This is a genomic window from Ruegeria halocynthiae, assembly GCF_900106805.1.
GTDB lineage: Bacteria > Pseudomonadota > Alphaproteobacteria > Rhodobacterales > Rhodobacteraceae > Ruegeria > Ruegeria halocynthiae.
This window is the reverse complement of the sequence record NZ_FNNP01000009.1, coordinates 56,280-80,943: the sequence shown is the minus strand read 5'-3', so window position 1 is coordinate 80,943 and position 24,664 is coordinate 56,280. Positions and strand designations below refer to the sequence as shown.

General features: G+C 57.1%; 32 protein-coding genes. 14 read left to right on the top strand and 18 right to left on the bottom strand.

Features of this window, described 5'->3' with window-relative positions; translation table 11 throughout:
• Nucleotides 1-3 precede the first annotated feature (3 nt).
• Complete coding sequence (gene hemH, locus BLU89_RS17625) at nt 4-1,053, top strand: ferrochelatase (protein WP_074738470.1); 1,050 nt, start codon at nt 4-6, stop codon at nt 1,051-1,053.
• A gap of 77 nt (nt 1,054-1,130) precedes the next feature.
• Here hemH and BLU89_RS17620 read toward each other — a convergent pair whose 3' ends face one another.
• Together BLU89_RS17620 and BLU89_RS17615 are read right to left on the bottom strand one after the other, a co-directional pair.
• Entirely contained in the window at nt 1,131-1,313 is a 183-nt protein-coding gene (locus tag BLU89_RS17620; RefSeq protein ID WP_074738468.1) for a hypothetical protein, read from the bottom strand.
• Nucleotides 1,314-1,452: 139 nt separating this feature from the next.
• Nucleotides 1,453-2,052 carry a L,D-transpeptidase gene (locus BLU89_RS17615; RefSeq protein WP_074738466.1) on the bottom strand — a complete coding sequence of 200 codons (600 nt, stop codon included), beginning with the start codon at nt 2,050-2,052 and terminating at the stop codon, nt 1,453-1,455.
• Between the two features lie 169 nt (nt 2,053-2,221).
• Here BLU89_RS17615 and dalA point away from each other — a divergent pair, with 169 nt between their 5' ends.
• Complete coding sequence (gene dalA, locus BLU89_RS17610) at nt 2,222-2,734, top strand: divisome-associated lipoprotein DalA (protein ID WP_074738464.1); 513 nt, start codon at nt 2,222-2,224, stop codon at nt 2,732-2,734.
• Nucleotides 2,735-2,801: 67 nt separating this feature from the next.
• On the opposite strand, the gene BLU89_RS17605 is transcribed toward dalA, so the two are convergent.
• From BLU89_RS17605 to BLU89_RS17575, 7 genes are all read right to left on the bottom strand, one after another.
• The gene (locus BLU89_RS17605; RefSeq protein ID WP_074738462.1) at nt 2,802-3,266 is read right to left on the bottom strand and encodes a PTS sugar transporter subunit IIA; all 465 of its coding nucleotides are present in this window, start codon (nt 3,264-3,266) and stop codon (nt 2,802-2,804) included.
• A 59-nt stretch (nt 3,267-3,325) separates the two neighbouring features.
• Nucleotides 3,326-3,889 (bottom strand): ribosome hibernation-promoting factor, HPF/YfiA family, encoded by a 564-nt coding sequence (gene hpf / locus BLU89_RS17600; RefSeq protein WP_074738460.1) that lies wholly within the window; start codon nt 3,887-3,889, stop codon nt 3,326-3,328.
• Nucleotides 3,890-4,141: 252 nt separating this feature from the next.
• Nucleotides 4,142-4,900, bottom strand: coding sequence for an LPS export ABC transporter ATP-binding protein (gene lptB, locus BLU89_RS17595; RefSeq protein WP_074738458.1), 759 nt, complete (start codon nt 4,898-4,900; stop codon nt 4,142-4,144).
• On the bottom strand, nt 4,900-5,391 hold the full coding sequence (locus tag BLU89_RS17590; protein WP_074738456.1) for an LptA/OstA family protein: 492 nt from the start codon (nt 5,389-5,391) through the stop codon (nt 4,900-4,902). The genes lptB and BLU89_RS17590 overlap by 1 nt, the downstream gene beginning before the upstream one ends.
• 3 nt (nt 5,392-5,394) lie before the next feature.
• Nucleotides 5,395-6,003 (bottom strand): LPS export ABC transporter periplasmic protein LptC, encoded by a 609-nt coding sequence (locus BLU89_RS17585; RefSeq protein ID WP_083347787.1) that lies wholly within the window; start codon nt 6,001-6,003, stop codon nt 5,395-5,397.
• Nucleotides 6,004-6,007: 4 nt separating this feature from the next.
• Nucleotides 6,008-6,970: a KpsF/GutQ family sugar-phosphate isomerase gene (locus BLU89_RS17580; RefSeq protein ID WP_074738454.1), complete on the bottom strand. Its 963-nt coding sequence runs from the start codon at nt 6,968-6,970 to the stop codon at nt 6,008-6,010.
• Entirely contained in the window at nt 6,967-7,581 is a 615-nt protein-coding gene (locus BLU89_RS17575) for a ribonuclease D (protein WP_074738452.1), read from the bottom strand. Before BLU89_RS17575 ends, BLU89_RS17580 begins: the two co-directional genes overlap by 4 nt.
• 133 nt (nt 7,582-7,714) lie before the next feature.
• Here BLU89_RS17575 and BLU89_RS17570 point away from each other — a divergent pair, with 133 nt between their 5' ends.
• The 8 genes from BLU89_RS17570 (at nt 7,715) to BLU89_RS17535 (ending at nt 14,874) form a co-directional block, all read left to right on the top strand.
• The gene (locus BLU89_RS17570; RefSeq protein ID WP_074738450.1) at nt 7,715-7,972 is read left to right on the top strand and encodes a metal-sensing transcriptional repressor; all 258 of its coding nucleotides are present in this window, start codon (nt 7,715-7,717) and stop codon (nt 7,970-7,972) included.
• 3 nt (nt 7,973-7,975) lie between these two features.
• Nucleotides 7,976-9,295, top strand: a complete 1,320-nt coding sequence (locus tag BLU89_RS17565) for an MFS transporter (protein ID WP_074738448.1) — start codon at nt 7,976-7,978, stop codon at nt 9,293-9,295.
• 56 nt (nt 9,296-9,351) lie between these two features.
• Complete coding sequence (locus BLU89_RS17560) at nt 9,352-9,780, top strand: Lrp/AsnC family transcriptional regulator (RefSeq protein ID WP_074738446.1); 429 nt, start codon at nt 9,352-9,354, stop codon at nt 9,778-9,780.
• Nucleotides 9,781-9,852: 72 nt separating this feature from the next.
• Complete coding sequence (locus tag BLU89_RS17555; protein ID WP_083347786.1) at nt 9,853-10,539, top strand: transglycosylase SLT domain-containing protein; 687 nt, start codon at nt 9,853-9,855, stop codon at nt 10,537-10,539.
• 9 nt (nt 10,540-10,548) lie between these two features.
• Nucleotides 10,549-12,636 carry a flagellar biosynthesis protein FlhA gene (gene flhA / locus BLU89_RS17550; protein ID WP_074738444.1) on the top strand — a complete coding sequence of 696 codons (2,088 nt, stop codon included), beginning with the start codon at nt 10,549-10,551 and terminating at the stop codon, nt 12,634-12,636.
• Nucleotides 12,633-13,406 carry a flagellar biosynthetic protein FliR gene (locus BLU89_RS17545; protein ID WP_083347785.1) on the top strand — a complete coding sequence of 258 codons (774 nt, stop codon included), beginning with the start codon at nt 12,633-12,635 and terminating at the stop codon, nt 13,404-13,406. The genes flhA and BLU89_RS17545 overlap by 4 nt, the downstream gene beginning before the upstream one ends.
• Nucleotides 13,403-14,491, top strand: coding sequence for a flagellar type III secretion system protein FlhB (flhB, locus tag BLU89_RS17540; RefSeq protein ID WP_074738442.1), 1,089 nt, complete (start codon nt 13,403-13,405; stop codon nt 14,489-14,491). Before BLU89_RS17545 ends, flhB begins: the two co-directional genes overlap by 4 nt.
• Nucleotides 14,488-14,874: a hypothetical protein gene (locus tag BLU89_RS17535; protein ID WP_074738440.1), complete on the top strand. Its 387-nt coding sequence runs from the start codon at nt 14,488-14,490 to the stop codon at nt 14,872-14,874. Before flhB ends, BLU89_RS17535 begins: the two co-directional genes overlap by 4 nt.
• A 31-nt stretch (nt 14,875-14,905) precedes the next feature.
• Here the strand turns inward: BLU89_RS17535 and BLU89_RS17530 are convergent, their stop codons facing one another.
• The 9 genes from BLU89_RS17530 to BLU89_RS17490 are packed head-to-tail and all read right to left on the bottom strand — an operon-like array spanning nt 14,906 to nt 19,435.
• Complete coding sequence (locus tag BLU89_RS17530) at nt 14,906-15,400, bottom strand: flagellar basal body-associated FliL family protein (RefSeq protein WP_074738438.1); 495 nt, start codon at nt 15,398-15,400, stop codon at nt 14,906-14,908.
• An 11-nt stretch (nt 15,401-15,411) separates the two neighbouring features.
• The gene (flgH, locus tag BLU89_RS17525) at nt 15,412-16,143 is read right to left on the bottom strand and encodes a flagellar basal body L-ring protein FlgH (protein ID WP_143030605.1); all 732 of its coding nucleotides are present in this window, start codon (nt 16,141-16,143) and stop codon (nt 15,412-15,414) included.
• The gene (flgA, locus tag BLU89_RS17520) at nt 16,143-16,556 is read right to left on the bottom strand and encodes a flagellar basal body P-ring formation chaperone FlgA (RefSeq protein ID WP_074738434.1); all 414 of its coding nucleotides are present in this window, start codon (nt 16,554-16,556) and stop codon (nt 16,143-16,145) included. The genes flgH and flgA overlap by 1 nt, the downstream gene beginning before the upstream one ends.
• The gene (flgG, locus tag BLU89_RS17515) at nt 16,556-17,341 is read right to left on the bottom strand and encodes a flagellar basal-body rod protein FlgG (protein ID WP_074738432.1); all 786 of its coding nucleotides are present in this window, start codon (nt 17,339-17,341) and stop codon (nt 16,556-16,558) included. Before flgG ends, flgA begins: the two co-directional genes overlap by 1 nt.
• A gap of 21 nt (nt 17,342-17,362) precedes the next feature.
• The gene (locus BLU89_RS17510) at nt 17,363-18,073 is read right to left on the bottom strand and encodes a flagellar hook-basal body complex protein (RefSeq protein ID WP_074738430.1); all 711 of its coding nucleotides are present in this window, start codon (nt 18,071-18,073) and stop codon (nt 17,363-17,365) included.
• Nucleotides 18,073-18,345, bottom strand: a complete 273-nt coding sequence (locus tag BLU89_RS17505; RefSeq protein ID WP_039541098.1) for a flagellar biosynthetic protein FliQ — start codon at nt 18,343-18,345, stop codon at nt 18,073-18,075. The genes BLU89_RS17510 and BLU89_RS17505 overlap by 1 nt, the downstream gene beginning before the upstream one ends.
• A 3-nt stretch (nt 18,346-18,348) precedes the next feature.
• Complete coding sequence (fliE, locus tag BLU89_RS17500) at nt 18,349-18,639, bottom strand: flagellar hook-basal body complex protein FliE (protein ID WP_074738428.1); 291 nt, start codon at nt 18,637-18,639, stop codon at nt 18,349-18,351.
• Between the two features lie 12 nt (nt 18,640-18,651).
• Nucleotides 18,652-19,038, bottom strand: coding sequence for a flagellar basal body rod protein FlgC (gene flgC / locus BLU89_RS17495; RefSeq protein ID WP_074738426.1), 387 nt, complete (start codon nt 19,036-19,038; stop codon nt 18,652-18,654).
• Between the two features lie 10 nt (nt 19,039-19,048).
• Nucleotides 19,049-19,435 (bottom strand): FlgB family protein, encoded by a 387-nt coding sequence (locus BLU89_RS17490; protein ID WP_074738424.1) that lies wholly within the window; start codon nt 19,433-19,435, stop codon nt 19,049-19,051.
• An 87-nt stretch (nt 19,436-19,522) separates the two neighbouring features.
• Here BLU89_RS17490 and BLU89_RS17485 point away from each other — a divergent pair, with 87 nt between their 5' ends.
• From BLU89_RS17485 to flgK, 4 genes are all read left to right on the top strand, one after another.
• Nucleotides 19,523-20,854: a FliI/YscN family ATPase gene (locus BLU89_RS17485; protein ID WP_143030604.1), complete on the top strand. Its 1,332-nt coding sequence runs from the start codon at nt 19,523-19,525 to the stop codon at nt 20,852-20,854.
• A gap of 89 nt (nt 20,855-20,943) precedes the next feature.
• Entirely contained in the window at nt 20,944-21,783 is an 840-nt protein-coding gene (locus BLU89_RS17480) for an OmpA/MotB family protein (RefSeq protein WP_074738535.1), read from the top strand.
• 98 nt (nt 21,784-21,881) lie between these two features.
• Nucleotides 21,882-23,177, top strand: a complete 1,296-nt coding sequence (locus tag BLU89_RS17475) for a flagellar hook protein FlgE (protein ID WP_176797721.1) — start codon at nt 21,882-21,884, stop codon at nt 23,175-23,177.
• A 33-nt stretch (nt 23,178-23,210) separates the two neighbouring features.
• Nucleotides 23,211-24,662: a flagellar hook-associated protein FlgK gene (flgK, locus tag BLU89_RS17470; protein ID WP_074738418.1), complete on the top strand. Its 1,452-nt coding sequence runs from the start codon at nt 23,211-23,213 to the stop codon at nt 24,660-24,662.
• Nucleotides 24,663-24,664 lie beyond the last annotated feature (2 nt).

Below are 24,664 nucleotides of genomic sequence, written 5' to 3'. Positions count from 1 at the left end.
CACATGTTTGATGCCACTCGTCCCACCCATGCACCCGCAGACCATCCCAAGGTCAAGATGGGTCGTGTCGGTATCCTGATCGCCAATCTTGGGACACCGGATGACTTCGGGTACTGGCCGATGCGGCGCTACCTGAACGAATTCCTATCGGACAAACGGGTGATCGATTATCCAGCGTGGAAATGGCAACCAATTCTGCAAGGTATCATTCTGACCAAACGCCCCTTCAGTTCGGGCGAGGCCTATAAATCGATCTGGAATCACGACAAGGGTGAAAGCCCCCTGATGACGATTACCAAGGATCAGACAATCAAACTGCGCGAGGCAATGCAGGCCCGCTATGGTGATCGGGTGATGGTTGATTTCTGTATGCGTTATGGCAATCCATCCACGAACTCCAAAGTGCGTCAGATGGTGGCAGAAGGCTGCGACCGCATCCTGTTTTTCCCGCTCTACCCGCACTATGCCGGTGCCACGTCAGCCACCGCCAACGATCAGTTCTTTCGTGCATTGATGAAAGAGACGTGGCAACCCGCCAGCCGCACCGTGCCCGCCTATTTCGATGAACCGGCCTATATTGATGCGCTGGCAGGCTCGGTCGAGCGCGCCTATGCGGCAATGAAGACCAAGCCGGATGTCCTTGTCTGCTCTTACCACGGGATGCCAGAGCGCTATTTGCAGCAAGGCGACCCTTACCATTGTCAGTGCATCAAAACGTCAAGACTGTTGAAAGAGCGTTTGGGATGGTCAGACGATCAGTTGGTATCAACCTTCCAGTCACGATTTGGGCCAGAAGAGTGGTTGAAACCCTACACTGTCGATCATGTGGCTGATCTGGCACGAGCAGGCAATAAGAATATCGCCGTCATCGCACCTGCATTTTCTGCCGATTGCATCGAGACATTGGAAGAGATCAACGAAGAAATCCGCGAAAGCTTCGAAGAAGCAGGTGGAGAAGCTTTCACTTATATCCCGTGCCTCAATGACGATGATTCGCATATCGCAGCATTGGGTAAAGTGATCGAGGACAACCTGCGCGGCTGGCTGGACTGACTACGCCCATTGACCGGACATGAAAAAAGGCGGTGGTTTGCACCACCGCCTTTTAAATCGATGAAAGTCTCGTCGACTTAGCCTGCGGCAACAGCTGCAGCAACAACGACCAGCAGGATCAGCGGCAGGATGATACCCTGCGACGAACCTTGGGTTTCTTCGACAACAACCGGTGCTTCAACAACCGGCTCTTCCAGGTTGCCCGCATATGCGGTCGATGCAGCAGCAGTCAGAGCAGCAGCGATAACGAGTTTCTTCATATTAACCTCCAGAATTTGCGCGATTCCCAATAGCGAAACCGCACATCTAAGACTTACCTCGTGAGTTTTTCTAATCAGCTATCCCCATGGATTGCAATTGCAACTTACGCTGCAAGCGGGTTCATGCGCGAAAATGTCGTCAAATTAGCAACACTTGCGTGCCGACCCTGGCCATTGAGAACAGCTCGGCAATATCTTCGTTGAACAAGCCGATGCAGCCATTCGACGATCGGCGGCCAATTTTGCGCGTATCGTGGGTGCCGTGGATGCGGTAGTACTTCCAGCCTAGATATAAAGCGTGCGTCCCCAATGGGTTATCCGGGCCGGGCGGGATGTAATCCGGCCATTCCGGGTTACGTTTTTTCATCGATGGGGTCGGCGACCAGCTTGGCCCCTCCACTTTGCGAATGACGCTGGTGCGCCCGCGGCGGGTCAATTCTTCGGTCAGAGGCACCGAAGACGGGTAGAGTTTGTATACGGATTGATCATCTGACCAATAATGCAGCGCCCGAGATACTGTATCGACCAGAATGGCCCCGTTATTGGTGTTCGAGAAGTAGGGTTGCCAGTCCAGCGCCCTAAAGCCGGATACGTTGCGGCGCACATCGGCTTCAGCCTCCGGAGCCGGGCGCAAGGGGTCGCCAGGGATATATTGAGCAAGCGCAGGTGAAGCCAGACTGGCGGTCACACCAGCCAGGAATCCACGGCGCGTCGAAGTTGGAATGCGATTCTTGACCATGCAGAGCGGTCCTTTGTTAACGTAGAATGTAAAATCTAGGGTATTTTATGGCCAGAATGCTTCAGTCGCAAATCAAACCGGCAGATTCACGCAAGGTTGGGCCATTGTGCGTTTGCTCCGGGCCGTCAGGCAGGTTATTTCCCTTGTCGACACAAAATTTAGGCCTCTCATGACACGTATTCTTTCTCTTCTGATGATTTGTTTTGTCGCTTTGGCGGCATGTACCGATTCGGTTGCTACGATTGGCGCTGATGGTCGGCCACTGCCCTCGGTTTACAAAATCCGGGGCAACCCTGAAAAACTGCAGTTCAGAATGCTGGATTCGGTTAATGCGCTGCGGCAGGCCTCGGGCCTGCAGCAGGTACAATTGAATTCGCAACTGAATGCAGCTGCTGAAACCCACTCGAAAGACATGGCACGGCAAAACCGGCCCTGGCACTTTGGCTCGGACGGATCCTCTCCGCTAGATCGGGCGACACGTGTCGGCTATTTCGGGACCTTCCTGGGCGAGGCGATCTCGGAAACCTATGAAACCGAGACCGAAACACTGGCCGCCTGGATGCAGGAACCAGGACCTCGCGCAGTGATCATGGACCCCAAAGCCACCCAGATGGGCTTTGCCTGGCATCAGGAAAACGGCGGCAAGATCTGGTGGACGCTGGAAATGGGAACCGGCGGCTGATCAAGCCCGTGACGGACATAAAAAAAGCCCCCGAAAATCGGGGGCTTTTTTTCGGAGAACATGGAACTCAGGCCGCCTGCATTGATTGGGCTTCGGTCAAAATTGCATAGAGCTTTACCGGATCTGGATTGGCCCGCAGTTTTGTGCAGACTGATTGCTCGCGCAACGTGCGTGACACCAGTGCCAGCGCCTTAAGGTGTTCAACCCCCGCCTCTTCCGGGGCAAACAGCGAAAACGCCAAATCCACGGGCTGACGATCAACCGAGCCAAAATCGATGGGCTTTTCCAGCATGACAAACACACCCGAGACCGCTTCCAACTCGGTCAGACGGGCGTGCGGAAGCGCTACACCGTGGCCAACACCTGTCGGACCAAGGCTTTCCCGTTCAAGCAGGCTGTCGACAATCACCTGCGCATCAAGCCCTAGCGTTGCAGCGCCCACATCGCCAATTTCCTGAAACAAACGCTTTTTGCTGGACGCGGCTGAAAGCACACGCACTGCTTCGGGCTTCAGAATGCTCGAAAGCTCCATCATTTCGCTCCTTAGCCGTGCCCCCGTGGTCAGGGGGCAGGCCAATTATTCTTGCCTGTTTACGGATCGATCCAGCCGATGTTACCGTCCTCACGACGATATACGACATTCAATCCGTCCTTGTTTTCGTTCCGGAACACCAGCACCGGCGCACCGGCGAGTTCCATCTGCATAACGGCTTCACCAACACTCAGCGATGGGATCGTAGTTTCCATCTCAGCCACAATCATTGGCTGCAGTGATTCAGGTTCGTCAGCCGTCTCCGATTCGTCAGAAGCGAGGATATAAGAGGACGCACCAAAGAGTTCAACCGGCTCTGAGCGATCCTTATGGTGGTCCTTCAGGCGGCGCTTGTAACGGCGCAGTTGTGTTTCCATCTTGTCACAACAGCCCTCAAACGCCGCATAAATCTCGGTCGCGTGAGCCTTGGCCTGAGCGGTCAGGCCGGTCGACAGATGCACAGTGGTTTCGCATACATATTCATGCGCTGAACGGGAAAAGACGACGTTGGCGTCTGTTGGCCGCTGGGCATATTTGCCCACAACCTCGCCCAGTTCGGTCTGCACATGGGTCTGCAGGGCCGCACCGATGTCGATCTGTTTTCCGCTGATTTGGTAACGCATGTGATCTCCTTCACAATTCACACCCATTCTGGCGCCACGGAACGTGACGGACTTGTTTTTATCGGGTGGGGGGTCGCGGCGGACTCTGCGGTTGCCGCTGATCCAGCCCTTCGAAGAAGGGACATCGAGATCCAGACTGGAACCGAAGAATTGCCATAACCCAATTGAGGCAAGAGACGGCGGAAGAGTCAATCAAAACAGGTGTGTATATACGCGAATTCCGCCATGCATCCGGCGCATTTCCGCGTATCCTCATGAAATGCGGAAGTTTTCACCCAGATAGACGCGGCGCACATTCTCGTTTTCGACCACCTCATCGGGAGTGCCCGACATCAAAACCTGACCGTCATGCAGGATATAGGCCCGATCCACAATCTCCAGCGTTTCCCGAACGTTGTGGTCAGTGATCAGAACCCCGATGCCGCGCTTTCTCAGGTCGGCCACCAGATGTCGGATATCACCCACGCTGATCGGATCGACCCCGGCAAAGGGCTCGTCCAACAGCAAGTATTTCGGATCGGCAGCCAGACAGCGCGCGATTTCAACCCGGCGGCGTTCCCCGCCAGACAGAGCCAGCGCCGGCGCCCTGCGCAGATGCTCGATCGAGAAATCCGACAACAACTCCTCAAGCCGTTCTTTTCGGCGATGCGCGTGTTTGACGGTGATATCCAGAACCGACGCGATGTTGTCCTCGACACTCATGCCACGGAAAATCGACATCTCCTGCGGCAGATAGCCGATGCCCAAACGGGCGCGGCGATACATCGGCAGTGTCGTGACGTTCTGCCCGTCAATCTCGACGGTGCCCGCTTCGGGGAAAACCAACCCTGCGACCGAATAGAAGGTGGTCGTCTTGCCCGATCCGTTCGGCCCAAGCAATGCCACCACTTCTGACCGGTTCAGGGTCATCGAGACATCACGGATGACAGTCTTCTTGCGATATGATTTCCGCAGCTTCTCGATCTTCAGGCCAGACGAGCCTTCGGCGATGGACAGTTCAGGACGGTTCATCAGTTTCCACCTTGCTGCAAAATGGTCTTGACCCGCCCCGACATCGTGGCTGTGCCAGAAGTCAGGTTCGCAATCATTTGATCGCCGCTGATAATGCTGGGCCCCTGTGTCAGAAGCACATTGCCCTTCATCTCGATCACGCCGGAATCGATAGTGTATTCCGCCCAGTCACCCTCGGCGGCGTCGGGCGGGCTGACCAGAACCACGTTTTCGGTCGCTTCCATCCGTTCGATGGCCGAGCGTTCGTTGTTATAGATGACGAGAACGCGTTTTGCGGTCAGGCGCATCTCGCCCTGAATGACGACAACGTTGCCAACAAACTCGGCCGATCCGTCTTCCTGATTGACGTTCAGCGTCTCGGAGGTCACTTCGACCGGCAGGGTCGGATCGGCATTGGCCGAGCCAAATGCCACCTGAGCCTCCTGCGCAGAAACGGGCGCGGCACCGACGGCCACGGCAATACACAAACAGGCGACACGTAAATCGAACACAAGTTATCTTTCTGCTTTTTGCGGCTCGTATATCAGCTTCACGCCGCCTGTAAAAAGAATATGGACTGGTCCGTCCTTTTTTTCAGTCCCAAATGTCATTCGCCCTGCGGTAAAGTCGCCAATCGGACCCGTTCCGTCTATCTGACCAGGGCTATCGCCACGGATTTCGTTCAAAGATGTGTTCAACAGATCGGTCGTCACCTGAAGGCCATCCGCGGTTGTAATAACCACGTCCCCGACAAACGTCGCAGTTCCCTTGTCGGGCCGGATCATGCCGGTGTTGGATTCAAGCGTTATCTCGCCACCGTTGCTTAGCCCAAAGCGGCCCTGAACCTCAGCCGCCGTTGGGGTATCGCTCTCACCACCCTTGCTGGCACGGCGCGCTTCAACCCGAATTTCTTCGCCCTTGCGGGTCACCCCCTTGTAGTCAGGACGTGTGACAACCTGATCGGTCAGCCGGTTGTCGATCTCCTGCCCGCTAAACGGCACCGAAACGTTGGTGTCGATACTGCGCGAAAGCAGGAAAACCGAAGAAAGCAACAAGATCGCAACCAGCGGCAGCAACACCTTCAGGAACTGCACCCAACGGGAATGACGATCCACCTGTGCCATCTCGTTAACCCAAGCCTACGCGCAGACAATCATGGATGTGCAACAACCCTTCGGCCGCCCCCCCGGTTGCGGGGTCCACTACAAAGAGCGAGGTGATCTTGCGGTCGTTCATGATTGAAACCGCCTCTTCCGCCATCGCGTTGGGCGCAATGGTCAGCGGGTTCTTGGTCATCACCTCTTCGGTGCTCTTGTCCAAAAGGCCTTTCATGTTCCGGCGCAAGTCGCCATCTGTCACGATGCCCATCAGACGGCCTGCCTCATCCGTTACGCCAACGACGCCAAAGCTTTTCTGGCTCATGACCAGCAGGGCCTCGCTCATCGGGGTGCCGGCAGTCACCAGAGGCAATTCCTTATGCATCAGGTCACGTACCGTAGAAAGTTGCGCCCCCAGCTTGCCACCTGGGTGATATGCGCGAAAATCCTCTGGTTTGAAATCCCGATACTTCATCAATGCAATCGCCAACGCGTCGCCCATCGCGAGTGTCAGCGTGGTCGAGATCGAAGGCACCATACCAAAGCCGCAGGCCTCTCCCATTGATGGAATGAGCAGATGCACGTCTGCCTGCTTCATCAAAGTGCTTTCAGGCTTGCTGGACAACCCGATCAGCGGGATACCAAAGCGACGGGTGAAAGCCAGCAGATTGACCAGTTCCGGCGCTTCACCCGAATTCGAGATGGCAAGAACGACATCACCTTTCGAGACCATGCCCAGATCACCATGACTGGCCTCGGCAGGGTGGACGAAATACGCAGGTGTTCCGGTGCTGGCCAGCGTCGCCGCGATTTTGTGGCCGATATGGCCGGATTTGCCGATACCACTGACGATTATGCGACCTGTTGCCTGCAGGATTAGCTGCACCGCCTCGGCGAAATGTTCGTCCAAGCCGTTGGCGAGGACGTCCAAGGCCCGGGCCTCATCGGTGATGACCTGACGGGCTGTTTTCAGAAAGGACTCGGTATCAGTCATGAGTGCGCAAAAATATCGGTTTCAGGCCAGCCTGCGAGGTCAAGCTTCGCACGCGTCGGAAGGAAATCAAAACAGGCTTGTGCCACTTCGGTGCGGTCCTCGCGGGCAAGCCGCCCATCCAATGCGTTACGCAGACGGTGCAGATACAGCACATCAGATGCGGCATATTCCAGCTGAGCGTCCGTCAGCGTTTCAGCACCCCAATCGCTCATCTGTTGCTGTTTCGAGATATCGACGCCCAGCAATTCCTGACACAGGTTCTTAAGGCCGTGGCGGTCGGTATAGGTGCGTACCAACCGGCTGGCGATCTTGGTACAGTAGACCGGCGCTGCCAGTGCTCCGAACGCGTGATACATCGCCGCAATATCGAAACGGCCAAAATGGAACAGCTTCAACACTTCGGGATTTTCCAGCATCGCACACAGATTCGGTGCCGATGATTGACCCTTCTCCACCTGAACGATGTGACAGTTTCCATCCCCGCCCGACATCTGGATGACACAGAGCCGGTCCCGATGCGGGTTCAGCCCCATGGTTTCGCAATCGATGGCCACGACCGGGCCCATATCCAACCCATCGGGCAGATCATTTTTATACAGGTAATTCGCCACGCCGGCTTCCTTTGTGCGGTCTCGACCCCGAGATAGGAGGTTTCGCAGGCAAACTCAACGTCATCAGCGTGAAGGTGGTTTCTGTTGGGCAACTATCTTGACATCATCCCCATGGGGGGGATTAGGATGCACTATGACATCCCATACCCACAATTCCCATTCGCAGATCACAGCGCGCCTGAAACGCGCGCATGGGCATTTGGCCAAGGTGATCACCATGCTCGAAGATGAGGCCCCCTGCGCAGATATCGCTCAGCAGCTTTTTGCGGTAGAGAAAGCAATCACCAACGCCAAGCGTGTGCTGATCCATGACCATGTTGATCACTGCCTGTCTGATGAGGCGGATCGGAATGCCATCGAAGACTTCAAAACCATTACCAAATACCTCTGACAAATGCTCAGCATACTAACAAATCGCACCTATCGGCATTTGCTGGCAGCCCAGATCGTGGCCCTGACAGGCACCGGACTGGCGACAGTGGCGCTGGGGCTTCTGGCCTTTGATCTGGCCGGAAATTCTGCCGGGTTGGTTCTAGGCACTGCGCTGACCATAAAGATGGTGGCCTATGTCACAGTAGCCCCACTTGCCGCCGCCTTTGCCGAGCGGTTGGATCGACGCAAAATGCTTGTGGTATTGGACGTCGTGCGCGCTCTGGTCGCACTGTGTCTGCCATTCGTCACCGAAATTTGGCAGGTCTATGTGCTGATTTTTGTTCTGCAATCGGCATCAGCCGGGTTTACACCGGCCTTTCAGGCGACGATCCCCGATGTCCTGACAGACGAACAGGACTATACCAAAGCCCTGTCCCTCTCACGTCTCGCAGTCGATATGGAGACCCTGCTGAGCCCGATGCTGGCCGCCTCCCTGCTGCTGTTTGTCAGTTTCGACAGTCTGTTTCTGGGCACCAGTGTCGGCTTTATTGCCTCTGCCCTGCTTGTGGTGTCTGCCACCCTGCCCTCGCCCAGACCGGTTGAACCGCGCGGCATCTATGACCGCACCACCCGCGGCATCAGGATATATCTCAAGACGCCACGCCTGCGGGGCCTGTTGGCACTGAGTTGGAGCGCAGCAGCGCTGAGTTCGATGGTGATCGTCAATACGGTCGTCATTGTGCGCAGCAACCTCGATCTTTCCGAGAGCGCCGTTGCCATCGCTCTGGCCGGGTTTGGCGGCGGCTCGATGCTGGCGGCTTTTGCATTGCCGCGCCTGCTGAAACGCTTTTCCGATCGCCGGGTAATGTTTAGTGGCGCAGTGCTGGGAACGGGTGTAATGGCAATCGCGGCAGGTCTTTCTGCCGCCATGCCAATCACGCTGGGTCTGCTGACGGTGACCTGGGTATTGGTCGGCTTTGGGTATTCAAGCACACTTACGCCGTCGGGCCGTCTGCTGACCCGATCCGCCCATGCCGAAGATCGCCCTGCCGTGTTTGCCGCCCAGTTCACCCTGTCTCATGCCTGCTGGCTGGTACTTTATCCTCTGGCCGGGTGGCTGATGACCCGCTTTGGAGCCACGACAGCCATGGCTGGAATGGCAGTCGCCGCCATTCTGGGGCTTACTCTTGTGCTGAGAGTATGGCCGCGAACCAACACAAAAGCAGTGGTTCACAGCCATCCGGATCTACCTCCGGATCATCCGCATCTGACCGGACCAAAACCCCATGCCCACCCGATTATCATTGACGATTTGCACCATCGCGTTCCTCATGAACCTTGAGCTCAAACCAGCAACTATCATAAACCCGGACACACTCGCCTCATCCCGGAGCCAGCATGGACCAGCTTGACCGACGCATCATCGCCGCCCTCCAGCATAACGCCAGGGACTCGACAACGCGCATCGCGGCTATGCTGGGTGTTGCACGGACAACGGTGCATGAACGCATCAACCGCATGGAAGAGCGCGGCGTCATCGCGGGCTATTCCGTCGTCCTGCGTGAAACCGAAGACACACCGAAGGTGCAAATCATCGTTCTTCTGGAAGTGCAGCAAAAGGAAACCACGCGCATTATCAAGCGGCTTGAAACCTATCCCGAGGTGAAACTGTGCCTGTCGATCAATGGTGAGTTTGACCTGCTGCTGTCAGCCGAAGCTCCACGGATCGAAGACCTCGACATTCTGGTTGACGAACTGGCGCGAGTCCCCGGTGTGTTGCGCACCAACACCAGCGTGGTTTTTGGTCGAAAGATCGATCGAAATTGAGGCGCGCTAACCCTCTGTAAACGGATGATTGGCTAGCTTGGCCGGGATCGATCAAAATCCCGGACCGGCAGAATGCCAATTCAAAAACTTCTAACTACAGCGCTACTGGCGCAGACGCTGCTGGCACAGGCCGGACATGCAACGCCCAGCGCGCATATGGCAGCATTGTGTGATCGCGCCGCGCAGCGTGCCGCACAGTCCGAAGGCGTTCCGCTGAAGGTTCTAAGGGCAATTGCCCGTGTGGAGACAGGTCGCGCACTGGATGGCAGGTTGGAGCCCTGGCCCTGGACCGTCAATCGCGAAGGCAAGGGATATTGGTTTGCGTCGGAAGTCGAAGCAAAATCCTATGTGTTCGACATATTTAGATCCGGCGTCCGCAGCTTTGATGTCGGGTGTTTTCAGATCAACTATCGCTGGCATGGCAAGGCCTTCCGCTCAATTGATGCGATGTTCGATCCGGATGAAAATGCCACCTACGCGGCGCGGTTTCTGACGCAGCTTTATGCGGAACTCGGATCGTGGCCAGCCGCCGCCGGAGCTTACCATTCGCGCACTCAACACCACGCGGCCGCATATACCGATCGCTTTCAAACCGTGTTGGCACAGTTGGACGGCGCGGACATCAGTAAGGGGCGTGATCCTTTCACCGCCTCTGCCAGCCCTCTCATTCCCCTGAACACACCTGCCCTCGACCGAAATGCGCTTGGGTCATTGGTTCCTGGCACCGGCACTGCAACCGCTTTCATCACTTTCAATTAGGAGCAGACAGTGCCCCGCATCGATCCCCGCACCCTGTTCTCTCCGACCGTCCTGCTGGCTTTGGCGCTCATGGCGGTCATCGTCATGATGATACTGCCTATGCCTGCTTGGGTGTTGGATGTGGGCTTGGCGGCATCGTTCGCGCTGGCGATCCTGATCTTCACCCTGACCCTTTTTATCGAACGGCCACTGGATTTCTCGTCCTTTCCGACCATCCTGCTCGCCTCGTTAATGCTGCGCTTGTCGCTGAACGTGTCCTCGACCAAGCTTATCATCGGTCAGGGGCATACCGGCACCAACGCAGCAGGTGACGTGATCGAGGGCTTTGCCCAGTTTGTCATGGGCGGCAGCATCTTTCTGGGCCTCGTCGTGTTTGGCGTGCTGCTGATTGTGAACTTCATGGTCATCACCAAGGGCGCGGCCCGCATGGCCGAAGTGGGCGCCCGGTTCGCGCTGGACGGAATGCCCGGCAAACAGCTTGCCATCGACAGCGACATGTCCGCCGGTGCCATTGATCACCAACAGGCCAAGGAACGGCGCGAGCGCGAACAACAGGAAACCACTTTCTTCGGGTCACTCGACGGGGCGTCGAAATTCGTCAAGGGTGATGCGATTGCAGGGCTTCTGATCACGTTGCTCAACCTCGTGATGGGGTTGGTCATGGGCGTGATCGTACACGGAATGCCGGTGTCATCCGCCTTCGAAACCTATGCAATCCTTACTGTCGGCGATGGCTTGGTATCCCAGATACCCTCAGTGATCATATCGATTGCCTCAGCTTTGCTGCTGGCGCGTGGCGGCACGCAAGGTGCAACCGACAATGCGATCTTCTCGCAGCTTGGACGGCACCCGGCGGCGCTGGCAACCGTCGCGATGCTGATGGCACTGTTCGCGCTGGTGCCCGGCCTGCCGTTTCTGCCCTTCATTCTAGGGGCCGGAGTGCTGGGCTATGCCGCCTTTTCCGGCCTCAGAAAGCACGGCGCTGACGCCACAGAGGCCCAGACAGTAGAAGTTGAGGCCGATTCTCCGATTTCACAGGCCATCGGCGACATTCTCGATCTGGATGACGTGCATCTGGAGTTCGCCCCCGATCTGGTCAGCATGGTGTTGAATCCGGGTACCGGACTTGATGCACGGATCGCCAATATGCGGACCTATGTCGCCTCAAGCTTTGGCCTCATCCTGCCCGAGATTCGCCTGACCGACCGCGCCGATCTGCCGACTGGAACTTACGTGATCAAGGTCCAGGGGGTCGAACAGGCGCGCGGCGTTCTGAACTCTGAACTTGTGCTGGCTCTGGTGCAGGACGGGTTCGACTTTCTACCCGACGGCACCGACGTTACCGAACCAGTCTATGGTGCTCCGGCGCGTTGGATATTACCCAAAGATCAGGAAGCTGCCGCGCTGAACGGGGCCACAATCGTTACCCCACCCGAAATATTGGCCACCCACCTTCTTGAGATCATCAAGCAGAACTTCTCGCGCTTGCTGACGCTGAAATCCCTGCGGCGCCTGTTGTCCGAGATGACGCGGCTCAGCGATCCGACACGGGCAGAGGCCAATCGCAAGCTGTTGGATGAGCTGATCCCGGACAAAGTGCCGATCGACACGCTGCACGCGGTCCTGCGGCTGTTACTTGATGAGAGGGTTTCGATCCGCAATATGGCACTCATCCTTGAAAGTGTGGCCGAAGCACGCCTGACCACGACACAGCCCGAGGGGATTTGTGAACTGGTGCGTCAGCGGCTGGGTTTCCAACTTGTCGCCGACATGAAGCGCGAAGACGGATCAATCCCGCTGATCCAGCTCGCGCCGGAGTGGGAGGACACATTTGCCACCTACCAGATCGATGCCCCGAACACTGGCATGGACGTGGCGCTGCCACCCAACCTGTTCAACAAGCTTGCCGATGGCGTCGTCGACAGCATTGCAAAATCAGCCGATCACGGCTTGTTTCCGGCGGTTGTGACTTCGACCCGGCGGCGGCGATTGTTGAGAACGATAATGCACGCGCGTGGCGTCGCAAATCCGGTCCTGTCTTTTGAGGAGATCGGGCTTGAGGCGCGGCCTGCATTGGTTGGGACAGTACCCGCGTGATCACTTTCCCCGCAGAGCTTTTGCCACATCTCGGGCATAACCTGTGGCATTTGTTCGCCGTATTTCTTCGCGTGTCTGCAATGGTCTCACTGCTGCCTGCATTTGGCGAACGCAGCATTCCGGCGCGGGTTAAACTTGGGGTCGCGGTCGCGTTCACGATAATTATCATGCCTGCCATCCCCTCTGCGGATGTTTTACCGAAATTTCCTGGCATGGCAGGTATGATCGGTGTCGAAATCCTGATTGGTCTTTTGCTCGGTATCGGTTTGCGCCTGTTTGTCTTTGCCCTCCAAACAGCGGGTTCCATCGCGGCGCAGGCCACATCTTTGTCGCAAATCCTGGGCGGGGCGGCCACCGAACCTGTCCCTGCTATGGGATATTTGCTGACACTGGCCGGGTTGGCGCTGGCAATGTTTCTGGGTCTGCATGTCCGCGCCGCACAATTTATGATCAACAGCTACATGCTGTTTCCCATAGGAGTGCTGCCAGCAGCACCCGACCTTTCGCAATGGGGAGTCACACAAATCGCAAGCAGCTTTGGGCTGGCCTTCGCGCTGGCAATGCCATTTGTCATTGCATCGCTGATCTATAACCTCGCGCTCGGCGTGATCAATCGGGCGATGCCGCAACTCATGGTCGCGTTTGTTGGTGCACCGGCCATTACATTCGCGGGCTTGTTCCTGTTGTTCGCTGGAACACCGCTGATCCTGTCAACCTGGTCTGATGCCCTGTTTTCGTTCCTCCAAAATCCGCTGGGAAGTGTGCGATGAGTGCATCGGACGACGACAGCGACAAGTCATTTGAGGCCACACCGCAAAAACTGGAAAAGGCCCGCAAAAAAGGCGAGATTGCAAAATCCAATGACCTGTCGGTGGTGGCCGCATATGCCGGGCTGCTGGCCGCACTATTGGTCGCAGGCCGGTACACGGCAGACCATCTTGGGACCCTGCTTGTTGTGCTCATTGACCAGTCAGACCAGATCGCGGTTTTGCTGGCCGTCGGCCCTGCGACCTCCACCGTGGCTGGCATCTTGCAATCGGCCTTAGTTCCGGTGGCCGCGCTGTTCATTGTACCGGCTGCGGCGGTGTTGTTCAGTCTGATTGCCCAGCGGGCATTGATCTTTGCACCGGACAAGCTGAAACCACGCGCCTCGCGCATATCGATCATCTCAAACGCAAAGAATAAATTTGGCCGGGGCGGCCTGTTCGAATTCGCCAAAAGCTTTGTGAAACTGCTGATCTACGGCACCTGCCTTGCGCTATTTCTACGCGCGAACCTGTCCGAAATTCTAACAACCAGCGCAGCACCCGAACGGTCCTCGATTTGGTTGATGATGAATTTGCTGACACGCTTTCTGTTCATTGTCATTACAATTGCACTGGCAATCGGCGTTATCGACTACCTGTGGCAGCACGCTGAACACCTGCGCAAAAACAGAATGTCGCGCAAAGAGATACAGGATGAAACCAAAGATTCCGAGGGCGATCCGCATGTCAAACAGAAACGCCGCCAGCGCGCGCAGGACATTGCGACCAATCAGATGATGGCCGATGTGCCCAAGGCTGATGTGGTGATCGTAAACCCGACACACTACGCCGTTGCCTTGAAGTGGTCACGGGCGACCGGAAGCGCTCCGGTCTGTGTGGCCAAAGGTGTCGATGAGGTCGCCGCGACAATCCGGGCTGCGGCCGGGGATGCAGGCGTTCCCATTCACTCTGACCCGCCGACCGCACGGGCATTGCACGCCACGGTCGAAATCGGACAGGAAATCACCGAAGAGCAATACCGCCCTGTCGCCGCTGCCATTCGATTTGCCGAAGCCATGCGCAAAAGGGCCAAGGGGCAGGTCGGATGACATATGACCGCATGACCGATCTTTCGAAGGTAGCCGAAGCTGTATTCCAGCGCGATCACCAGAAGCTGCGCCCTTTATTGCAGCGTGAAGCACAGTTGCTCAATCAACTGGCCCGCCTGGATTCGCAACTGGCCGCGGTCAAAGCGACCAGTGCGCAGGCAGATGGCTATCATGTGACCGGCACTGATCTGTTGTGGCACAGCTGGGAGTCAGCCACGCGGCGAGACCTGAATACAGAGCTGGCGCGCCTGCGGTCACAAAAACTTGCGGCAATGGAAAATCTTCGCGGGGCGTTTGGGCGCAAGCAGGCCGTTACGAATCTGGCGCACCGCGTGCAAGATCACAAGCGGCGCGCGGCACAGTCCAGATCCCAGGAGGCGTGATCAGCGCCGCATACTGTTGCCTTGAACCGGTTCAGGTATCCTGACGGCTGACGCTCATGATCAGAACCTTCGAGACATCCTGACCCAGATCCTTTCTTGCTACCTCGAGCAATGCCTTGCGCAACGCCCCAAGGTTGTCTGATCGCGTAAAGGCCCCATCGAAGCCGCCGATATTGGCGTGATCGAACAGGACCTGCAGAAAGCGATCCCTCAGCTTCGGTTCTATCTCATAGAAGGCTTCGGCAATCCCCGGGCGCACTTCAAGGCTGAGGGACATGGTGACCAGCGCCGATATCTCGTCCTCGGCAACAACAGGGATCACGAACTGCTTGGTGAGTTTGAGATACTCGTGAACCCCTGAGTCATCGCCTTTGCCCTTCTTGGACTTATTTGTTTTGTCCGCCTTGGGTATCTGTGCGGCTTCTGCAGGTTCCTTGGCCTTATCGGAAGGCGCCAGAACAAGTCTGACACCCACACCAACGGCAAGGCCAGCAATCAGCAGAACGATTGGTAACAGCTTTCCCATCTACTCAGCCCTCAGAACGGCAGCAAGGTATCAAGTATCTGCTGGCCATAGCGCGGTTGCTGCACATCTGTGATCTGCCCTCGGCCCCCATATGACACACGCGCAGACGCAATCTTGTCATAGGTAATCTCATTCTGGCGCGAGATATCTTCGGGCCGGACATAGCCCGAGACCAGCAATTCACGCAGTTCGAAATTCACCCGCAACTCCTGAGAGCCGGATATCGAAAGCACCCCGTTAGGCAGAACATCGATGACCGTTGCCGCCACACGCAAGGTCAGCTTTTCTTTGCGTTTAACAGATCCTTTGCCTTTGCTGACAGACTTTGAATCAATCGATACGGCCTCATCAAGCGAAGCCCCCTCTGGCAGCTTTTTACCCGCACGCTGAGGCAGGCCAAAGAGGTCCGGTACCTCAAGATTTTCGGACCCCGCGCGCGACCGGTTGGTGTCATTGGATATTTCAGCCTTTTCGTCCAATTCGATGACAACTGTCAGAATATCACCCTTTTTCATGGCGCGCTGATCGCCCAACAGCGAATGTTGACCACCACTCCACAACGAGGATTGGTCAACCGTTCGCTGCGGCTGGCTGTGCAGAGGAAGCCCAGGCCAAAGCATCGCAACATGTTCAGGCGACTGTGTGTTTGGCGTCAGACTGGGCGGCTTGCCGAGATGGTCCAGTCGGCCGCAGGCCGCAACACTCAAAACGATAAGTAGCAAGAATTTTAAAAAGCTCGGCATCATTTTACCTCGATTTGACCATCCGGGCGGACAACGCCCGTAACTGTTGTGCGAGACGCCAGATTCATGACGCGTATACGCTCGCCGACTGCACCACGGCCAAGCGCGCGACCTTCTGCGGTAATGGATAGCGCAATGCGATCAAACACTAACGTCACCAGATCGTTTCGATCCACGATGGCAGGAGGACCAACATCAGCGGGACGAATTGGCCGACCAGGATAAAGTGCAACGCGCGCCTCCTGACCAACAAGAATCTCAGATCTGCGAACCGCCCCATTGACCTCAACGGGTTTGATTTCCAGATCAGATGCGACGATGACCTCTTTGGCGCGAATCGTCCGGGTGGGCACAACAATCTCGGCCATGCTAGCGAGCGGCATCAAACACAGGATCAAAGGCAGAATCCGCATCACCGCACCTGCGTTGTTGCGCCCATCATCTGATCGACGGCGGAAATGACTTTGGCGTTCATCTCATAACCGCGCTGCGCTTCGATCAGCTCTGTGACTTCCCGTACCGCATCGACCGAACTGTCCTCAAGGTAACCCTGACGCAAGGTTCCCAATCCGTCCTCACCGGGTGTTCCGACCACAGGAGCGCCGGAAGCTTCGGTTTCCTTGAACAGATTGCTGCCTACGGCTTCTAGCCCTTTGGCATTGGAAAAGCTGGCTAGTGTAAATTCACCCAGCAGCTGCCCTTCGGCAGTATCATCGAAATAGGCATAGACTTCACCCGCGGCATTTATCGAAATCGATCTTGCGTCGTCGGGGATGGTAATCTCAGGGGCAACGGCGAAACCATCCGATGTGACGATCAGACCCTCGGCCGAACGTTTCAGACTGCCATCGCGGGTATAGGCAGACTGGCCATTGGGTAATGTCACTTCAAGATAACCGCGCCCTTCAATGGCAACATCCAGGTCGCTGCCCGTTGCAGAAAGCCCACCCTGTTCCAGTTGAACTGTGATCGCTGCGGGTCGCACGCCCAATCCCAGTTGGATACCCGTCGGCAAAACTGTTCCGTCCGAAGCGTTGACAGCCCCGGCGCGCGCCAACTGTTGATAATGCAGATCCGCAAACTCAGCCCGGCGGGTATTGTAACCCGTTGTGTTCATATTCGCGAGGTTGTTCGATATCGTCTCGACCCGCATCTGCTGGGCAGTCATGCCGGTTGCCGCGATTTTCAAAGCACGCATGTCGTTTTCTCCTTCAGGTGATCAGCGCATCAACGCCTTTAGCGCCCCGCGAACGCGTTCGTCTTCGGTTTCCAGAAAGCTCTGCCCAAGCTCATATGCCCGTTGGATCTCGATCATCCGGGTCACCTGGCCGATGGCATTAACGTTGGAACCTTCTAAAAACCTGTGCAGTACAACCGGTTCATCTACCGGATCGACCTGTTCTGTGGGGCGGAAATGGGTGCTTCCCTCTCGCACCAGGTTTTCCGGGTCGGCGACGCTGTAGACACCGATTTGACCCAGGATCTGGCCATTGACACTCATGGTGCCGTCGCTGCCGACGTCGATCGTCTCAGCATCCGGAGGGACAAAGACCGGCGCGCCGTTGCTATCCAGAACCCGGTGCCCGTCCATCGTCACCAGATCGCCCTCAGCATTGGATGAAAAGCTGCCCGCCCGCGTCAGGCGGTTGCCCGCAGGTGTCTCGATCATGAAGAACCCGTCGCCTTCGATGGCAAAGTCGAAGGAGCCACCTGTTTCAGTCAGCACTCCCTGTTGCAAGGACGTATTGCGTATCTGCGCCCGGCTGAGCGATAGCGATGGATTGCCCGGCAGGTCCCGGACGAATTCCGAAAACACCAAACCCTGCTGGCGGTAACCAGTTGTGTTGGCATTGGCGATGTTGTTGGCCACCAGCCGCATCTCATTCATCAGACCGGATTGACGGGATAGGGTGACATATGCGGTGTCCATCAGCGACCTCCGGCAATAAGCGGGATCAAAGTCCCGGTGAAAAAGGTGACAAGCGTCTGAGTCATGAAGCCCATCGACATCCAGAACACGACGACGATAGCGATCAGTTTCGGCACGAAGGTCAGCGTCATCTCCTGCACCGAGGTCAGAGCCTGAAACAGACCCACGGTGAGGCCCGAGATCAGCGCCACCGCCAAAATCGGAACCGACGTGATGACCGCGACCCAGAGCGCCTGGCGCACAATGTCGTAGAACAGGCCTTCGCTCAGCATGGTTCAGACCGGCATCCGCAGGATTTCCTGATAGGCTTCGACGACTTTGTTTCGGACGATCACAGCTGTTTCCACCGCCAGTTCCGTCTGCGCCAGCGCCTGAACCAGTGCGTGTGGATCAGCTTGCCCGACCATCGATGACTGCGCTACCTGCTCGCTATGTTTCAGTGTTGCAGCAAAATCCTGAAACGAGGATCGCAACCCCTGCGCCACCCCTTGATGGTCCGGGTCAGCCTGCGTAGCGGGGCGCGCGCCTGTATAGCTCTGAGCGGCAGTGAGTGATTGGAAATACATTCTGGCTTTCCTTTACTTTCGGAGTAAATCCATCAGACTCGACGACATCTGCCGGGTCTGGTCGAACATCTTGAGATTGGCTTCGTAACTGCGCTGCGCCTCGCGGGCATCGGCAATTTCGATCATAAGATCGACGTTCGATCCGCGATAATGGCCCGTCTCATCAGCCATCGGATGACCCGGGTCGTAAATCCGGCTCAGATCGCGACGGTCGAGTTTGACACGACCTGTCTGCACCGTTTCCTTGCCATCAACTTCGACCATTTCGAACGGCACGGTCTTGCGCCGGTATCCCGGCGTATCCGCGTTCGAAATATTTTCGGACACGTGGCGCAGCCGCGCCGCCTGAGCGCGCAAAGCGCTGGCCGAAGCGGTCAGGGAATGGGAAAAATCGCTCATCCTGAACCCCTTACGCCCGACCCAGGCTGGTGCGCAGCACGCTGATGGATGATCGGTAAATAGCCAGGGCACGGTCGTGCTGACGCTTGACCTCAACCGCTTTCAGCATTTCTTCTTCCAGTGAAACACCATTGCCATTCGGATCACCCGATGCCGCGGCAGTGTATTCCGCCCAGGGCTGATGGCCTGTATCACCATGAAGATGGTTGGCACGTGTTGCGCTCATCGCGACCTCACGGCCCGTGGATTCAAACGCAGTCTGAAAGGCCTCAACGTCGCGGGGCTGATAGCCCGGCGTATCTGCATTGGCCATATTGCGCGAGATGACGGCCTGCCGTTGCCCGGCATGGGTTGCCATTGCGTACGCAGTCTTAAAGACGTTCAGGTCATAGAACATCGGGGCTTCTCCCTCGATCAATTTCAATCAAGGCTTAACCCCGAATCCTTTAGAAACCGTTTTCAGGAACCAAATGGAGGACTTGTGATGGCTGATCTCGATCCGATACGTCTGAAATGCGAATTCGACAGAGTATCAGCAGTGCGCCATATCGGACGTGTCACCAGCGTGGCACGGGGGGTGATCGAAATTGATGGCCTGGCCGCACAGGCCCGAATCGGGGATCACCTGACCTTGCGCCGAAAGAATGGCCCTGATCTGGCGGGAGAGGTTTTGCATGTCGACTCAGACGAGATTCATATGCTGCCTGCCACCGCGCCCGATGGTGTCTGTCTGGGTGATCACGTCTCTCTCGACCAGATGCCTGCCTTCGCGCCCGGACCGCACTGGCTGGGGCGGGTGGTCGATCCGTTTGGCAAGCCTCTGGACGGCAAACCTCTGTTGCCGGGCACGCAGGAACGCGACCTCATGCAGGCCCCGCCTGCCGCAGTTACGCGTAAACCTCTGGGTACGCGCATGGAAACGGGGCTCGCCGTGCTCAATACGATGCTGCCGATTGTTCAGGGTCAGAGGATCGGTTTGTTCGCCGGCTCGGGCGTCGGCAAATCGACTTTGCTGGCTACTCTTGCCCGCTCGATGCAGGCAGATGCCGTGGTCGTCGCTTTGGTGGGTGAACGCGGGCGCGAGGTGAATGGGTTTGTTGAGACCGCATTGGGCGTGGAAGGCATGAAACGATCCGTGGTCGTAGCGGCGACTTCGGATCAGTCCGCACTGGCGCGCCGGCGTTGTGCCTGGTCGGCCATGTCGGTGGCGGAATTTCTTCGGGATCAGGGGATGAACGTCCTGTTTCTTGCCGATTCAGTCACACGTTTTGCCGAGGCCCATCGCGAAATCGCAGCTGCCATGGGTGAGGCTCCCTCGCTGCGCGGCTACCCGCCATCGGTCACTCCGCTGATTGCGAATCTGTGCGAGCGGGCTGGCCCGGGAACTGCTGAACAAGGCGATATCACCGCTGTATTCAGCATTTTGGTGGCAGGCTCGGATATGGACGAGCCAGTCGCCGATATTCTGCGCGGGGTGCTGGATGGGCATATTGTTCTGAGTCGCGATATCGCGGAACGCGGCCGGTTCCCGGCCATCGACCTCAGCCGATCCGTGTCACGTAGTCTGCCCGGCGCCGCAACCGCAGATGAGAATCAGATGATCGCAGAAACGCGCAAACTGGTCGGCAGTTACGAACAATCCGAAGTCATGATCAAAGCCGGGCTTTATGCCGAAGGGACCGATCCTCTGTTGGATCGTGCCGTTCGGGTTCACGAAGAGCTGGATGATTTCTTTGCAAAGTCCGATTCCGAAGGAATCGACAACAGCTTTAACCGGCTATCGCTGATTCTGCGGCGCGCTGGCCCTGCACGGTAGTTGCAGAATTCGGAACAGTTTTAAGTGTTAAGTCCACCTTAAGACCTGCCCTGCTACCCCGGTAGTCGGGTGAATAGAAGGTGATGGAGATGGGTGCGCAATCCAACGCGGCGCCAATCATCATCAAGAAGAAACGCGTATCTGGTGGCGGTGGCCACCACGGTGGTGCATGGAAGGTCGCGTATGCGGACTTCGTTACCGCCATGATGGCTTTCTTCATGTTGATGTGGCTATTGAACGCAACGACCGAGAAACAACGCAAGGGTCTGGCAGATTATTTCTCGCCAACGATTCCGGTCAATCCGGTCTCGGGCGGCGGTGATGGCGCCTTTGGCGGCGACAACATGTTCTCGGAAAAAACCATGGTGATGGACGGGTCGGGCGCCAGCAACCGAAACCCGACCGAGGCAAAGCAAGCGCGCGGATCAACTGGCGTGGATGAGCAAGGCGGCGGCAAGGGCGCGTTCGAAGACTTCTCGTCACTCGAGGCTCAGTTGCTGGGCCGAAGCGGCGAAAGTCTGGTGTCCGACAAAATGCTCAAGCACATCGTGACCCGCGTCACGGACGAAGGGCTCGTGGTCGAGTTGTTCGCCACCGAAGATCAGCCGCTTTTCGAATCGGACACGGACAAACCGACGCAAATGATGCGGGCGCTGGTGCTTCTCGTGGCACGGTCCTCGGATCTGGTGACCAATTCAATTTCGGTCGAAGGGCACGTACGATCCGCTCCCGTTGTGCTGGCACATAACCCGGTTTGGGATCTGTCGACCGCCCGGGCACAGAGCACACGCCAATTGCTTCAGAACAAAGGCGTCCAACCACCACGCCTGGACCGTGTGACCGGGCACGCAGACCGAGAGCTATCGGTAAGTAACCCGATGGCAGTGCGTAATAATCGCGTTGAGATCATCTTCCTGCGCAATCCCTGAGAGGCAAAGGATAGACAGAATTTTAGCTGTTAGCGCGCTGTTAAGGGCCGGTGCGGTACGTGTTGCAACAACGATTGACGCAACAAAAGGGCGTGCCGATGACCATTTCCTCTTCGCTGAATGCCGGTGTGGCGGCGCTGAAGGCCAACGCCAACAGGCTGGCCACGATCTCTGATAACATCGCCAACTCTTCGACTTTTGGCTATAAGCGGGTGGAGACCGATTTTCATTCCATGGTCACGTCGGGCCAGGGTGGTAGCTATTCGGCAGGTGGGGTCCGAACCACGAGCCAGCGCCTGATCGATCAACGCGGATCTCTGGTAACCACCAACAACTCAACGGATCTGGCCGTGCGTGGCCGGGGTATGCTGCCGGTTCGCCCAAGCTCGCAGATCGCGTCGGGTTCAAACGAGATGTTGCTGACCACAACAGGTTCGTTCCGTACTAATGAAGAAGGGTATCTGGTCACCCAATCCGGCCTTGTTCTTCTGGGCTGGCGCGCCGCTGCAGACGGCACCATCCCCAGCGTTCCGCGCGACACACCAGCTGCGCTGGAACCCATTCAGCTGAGCGTTAATCAGCTGTCTGGTGCCCCTACAACATCCATGAATCTACGCATGAACCTGCCGGCAACTGCAACCGACGCCGGCGCGCCGGGGGATGCTCAGCCACTATCGGTCGAGTATTTCGATAACCTGGGCAAATCTGAAAGCGTCGATATCGAATTGGTACCAACGGTTCCAGCAACCGGCAGCAGCAATGAATGGACTATGACTTTGCGCGATTCGGCCTCGGGTGGCACTGTCATCGGTGAGTACACTTTGACCTTTACCGATAGCCGCACAGCCGGTGGCACCTTGGCAAGTGTTGCCGCCGTGTCCGGCGGTGCCTACGATCCGACAACCGGCAGCGTAGTGGTCAATGTGGCCGGTGGACCGATGGAGATCAATATCGGACAGATCGGCGACGCGGACGGGATTACGCAGCTTTCGGACACGTTTGCACCGGTTTCGATCACCCGCGATGGTTCTGCTGTAGGAACCATGACAAGCGTGCAGGTCGATGAAAACGGCTATGTCTACGCGTTTTACGATACCGGAATCAGCCGCCGGATGTTCCAGATTCCTTTGGCCGACGTCCCCAACCCAAACGGGTTGACCGCACTGGACAGTCAGACTTACGCGCCATCACGCAACAGCGGCACTTTCTTCTTGTGGAACGCAGGCGAGGGGCCGACAGGCGATCTGGTGTCCTTTGCACGCGAGGAGTCGACCACTGATGTTGCTACCGAACTGACCTCGATGATCCAGACCCAACGCGCCTATTCCTCAAGCGCTAAGGTCATTCAGACCGTGGATGAGATGTTGCAGGAAACCACCAATATCAAACGCTGATCCGGTGGCTGACCGGCGGAAAGGAAACGCCTGATGAATATGTCGACTGCACTAAACAACGCACTGGGCGGTCTAAGCGCGGCCAGCCGCGGCGCAGCGGTAGTATCGGGAAACATCGCGAATGCGCTGACCCCTGGCTATGCCCGCAGATCGCTAGAACTGGCGACCAGCCCGGTTTCTGGTAATGGCGTCCGTGTCGTCGGCATTACACGGCATCAAGATCCGGTGCTGATCGCAAACCGCAGAGCAACCGATGCAGATCTGGCTGCAGCCAAAACCTTGGCGCAGTTTCATTCAGGCTTTGAAAAGCTGGTCGGAACGGCCAATGATGCCACTTCGATCTCTGCCAGGCTGGCCCAGTTTGAAAGCCGCCTGATTACCGCAGCCAGCCTGCCAGGTTCCGCCCAGCGGCTGGATCAGGTGCTCCACGCAGGCAGCGAGTTGAGCACCGCGCTCAATAACGCCTCCGAGGGGGTGCGACAAATGCGTTCCGACGCAGATCGCACGATAGGAAAGCAGGTCGATACGCTGAACCAAACCCTGAAAGATATCGAAAAACTGAACGCCCGTATTCCCGCAATCCGCAATTCGGGTGGGGATATCGGCGCGCTTCTCGACCAACGGCAGATATTGATCGATCAGGTCAATGAACTGGTGCCGGTCAACGCGATTGCACGCGATAATGATCAGGTCTCGCTCTATTCCGATGGTGGACTGATCTTGCTGGAGGGAACCGCCGCCGCGTTCTCATTCACGACCACCGGCGATACCATGCCGCATATGACAGTGGACAACGGCCTGCTGTCCGGGCTCGAACTCAACGGCCACACCGTCCGGGTCAGCGGAGACTTTGCCCAGATCAGAAGCGGCGCGCTGATGGCACAGTTCGCGAACCGCGATGAACTGGCCGTCGAGGCGCAGGCCGATCTGGATGCGGTCGCCCGCGACCTGATCGAGCGGTTTGAGACTGCGGGGTTGGACCCGACAACCGCCGCCACTGATCCAGGTTTGTTCACCGATGACGGCAACCGCTTTGATCCCGCCGCGCAAACCGGCCTCGCGTCACGCATTGCGCTGAACGCTGTGGTTGATCCGGATACGGGTGGTGAAAGCTGGAAATTGCGTGCAGGCCTCGGCGCTCTGACGCCCGGCGCTCCGGGTGATGCGAGCCAATTGCAGGCTTTCAGCGCGGTTCTGACCGCTTCCCGCCCCACTCCCGCAATTAGGTTCGGAACAGGGTCCATGCGCGCGGCCGAGATCGCCGAAGCGTTGTCGTCAAAGGCCGGAGCAAACGCACATGCTGCGGACCAACGCAGCAGTTTTGCCGCGAATGCTCAGTTGGAGATGCAAAAAATCGTCGCTGAACACGGCGTTGACAGCGACACTGAACTGCAACGCCTGATGCAGATCGAGCAGGCCTACGCCGCAAATGCCCGCATCGTCGCCGTCGTCGACGAGCTGATGGACACTCTGCTGAGGTTATGAAC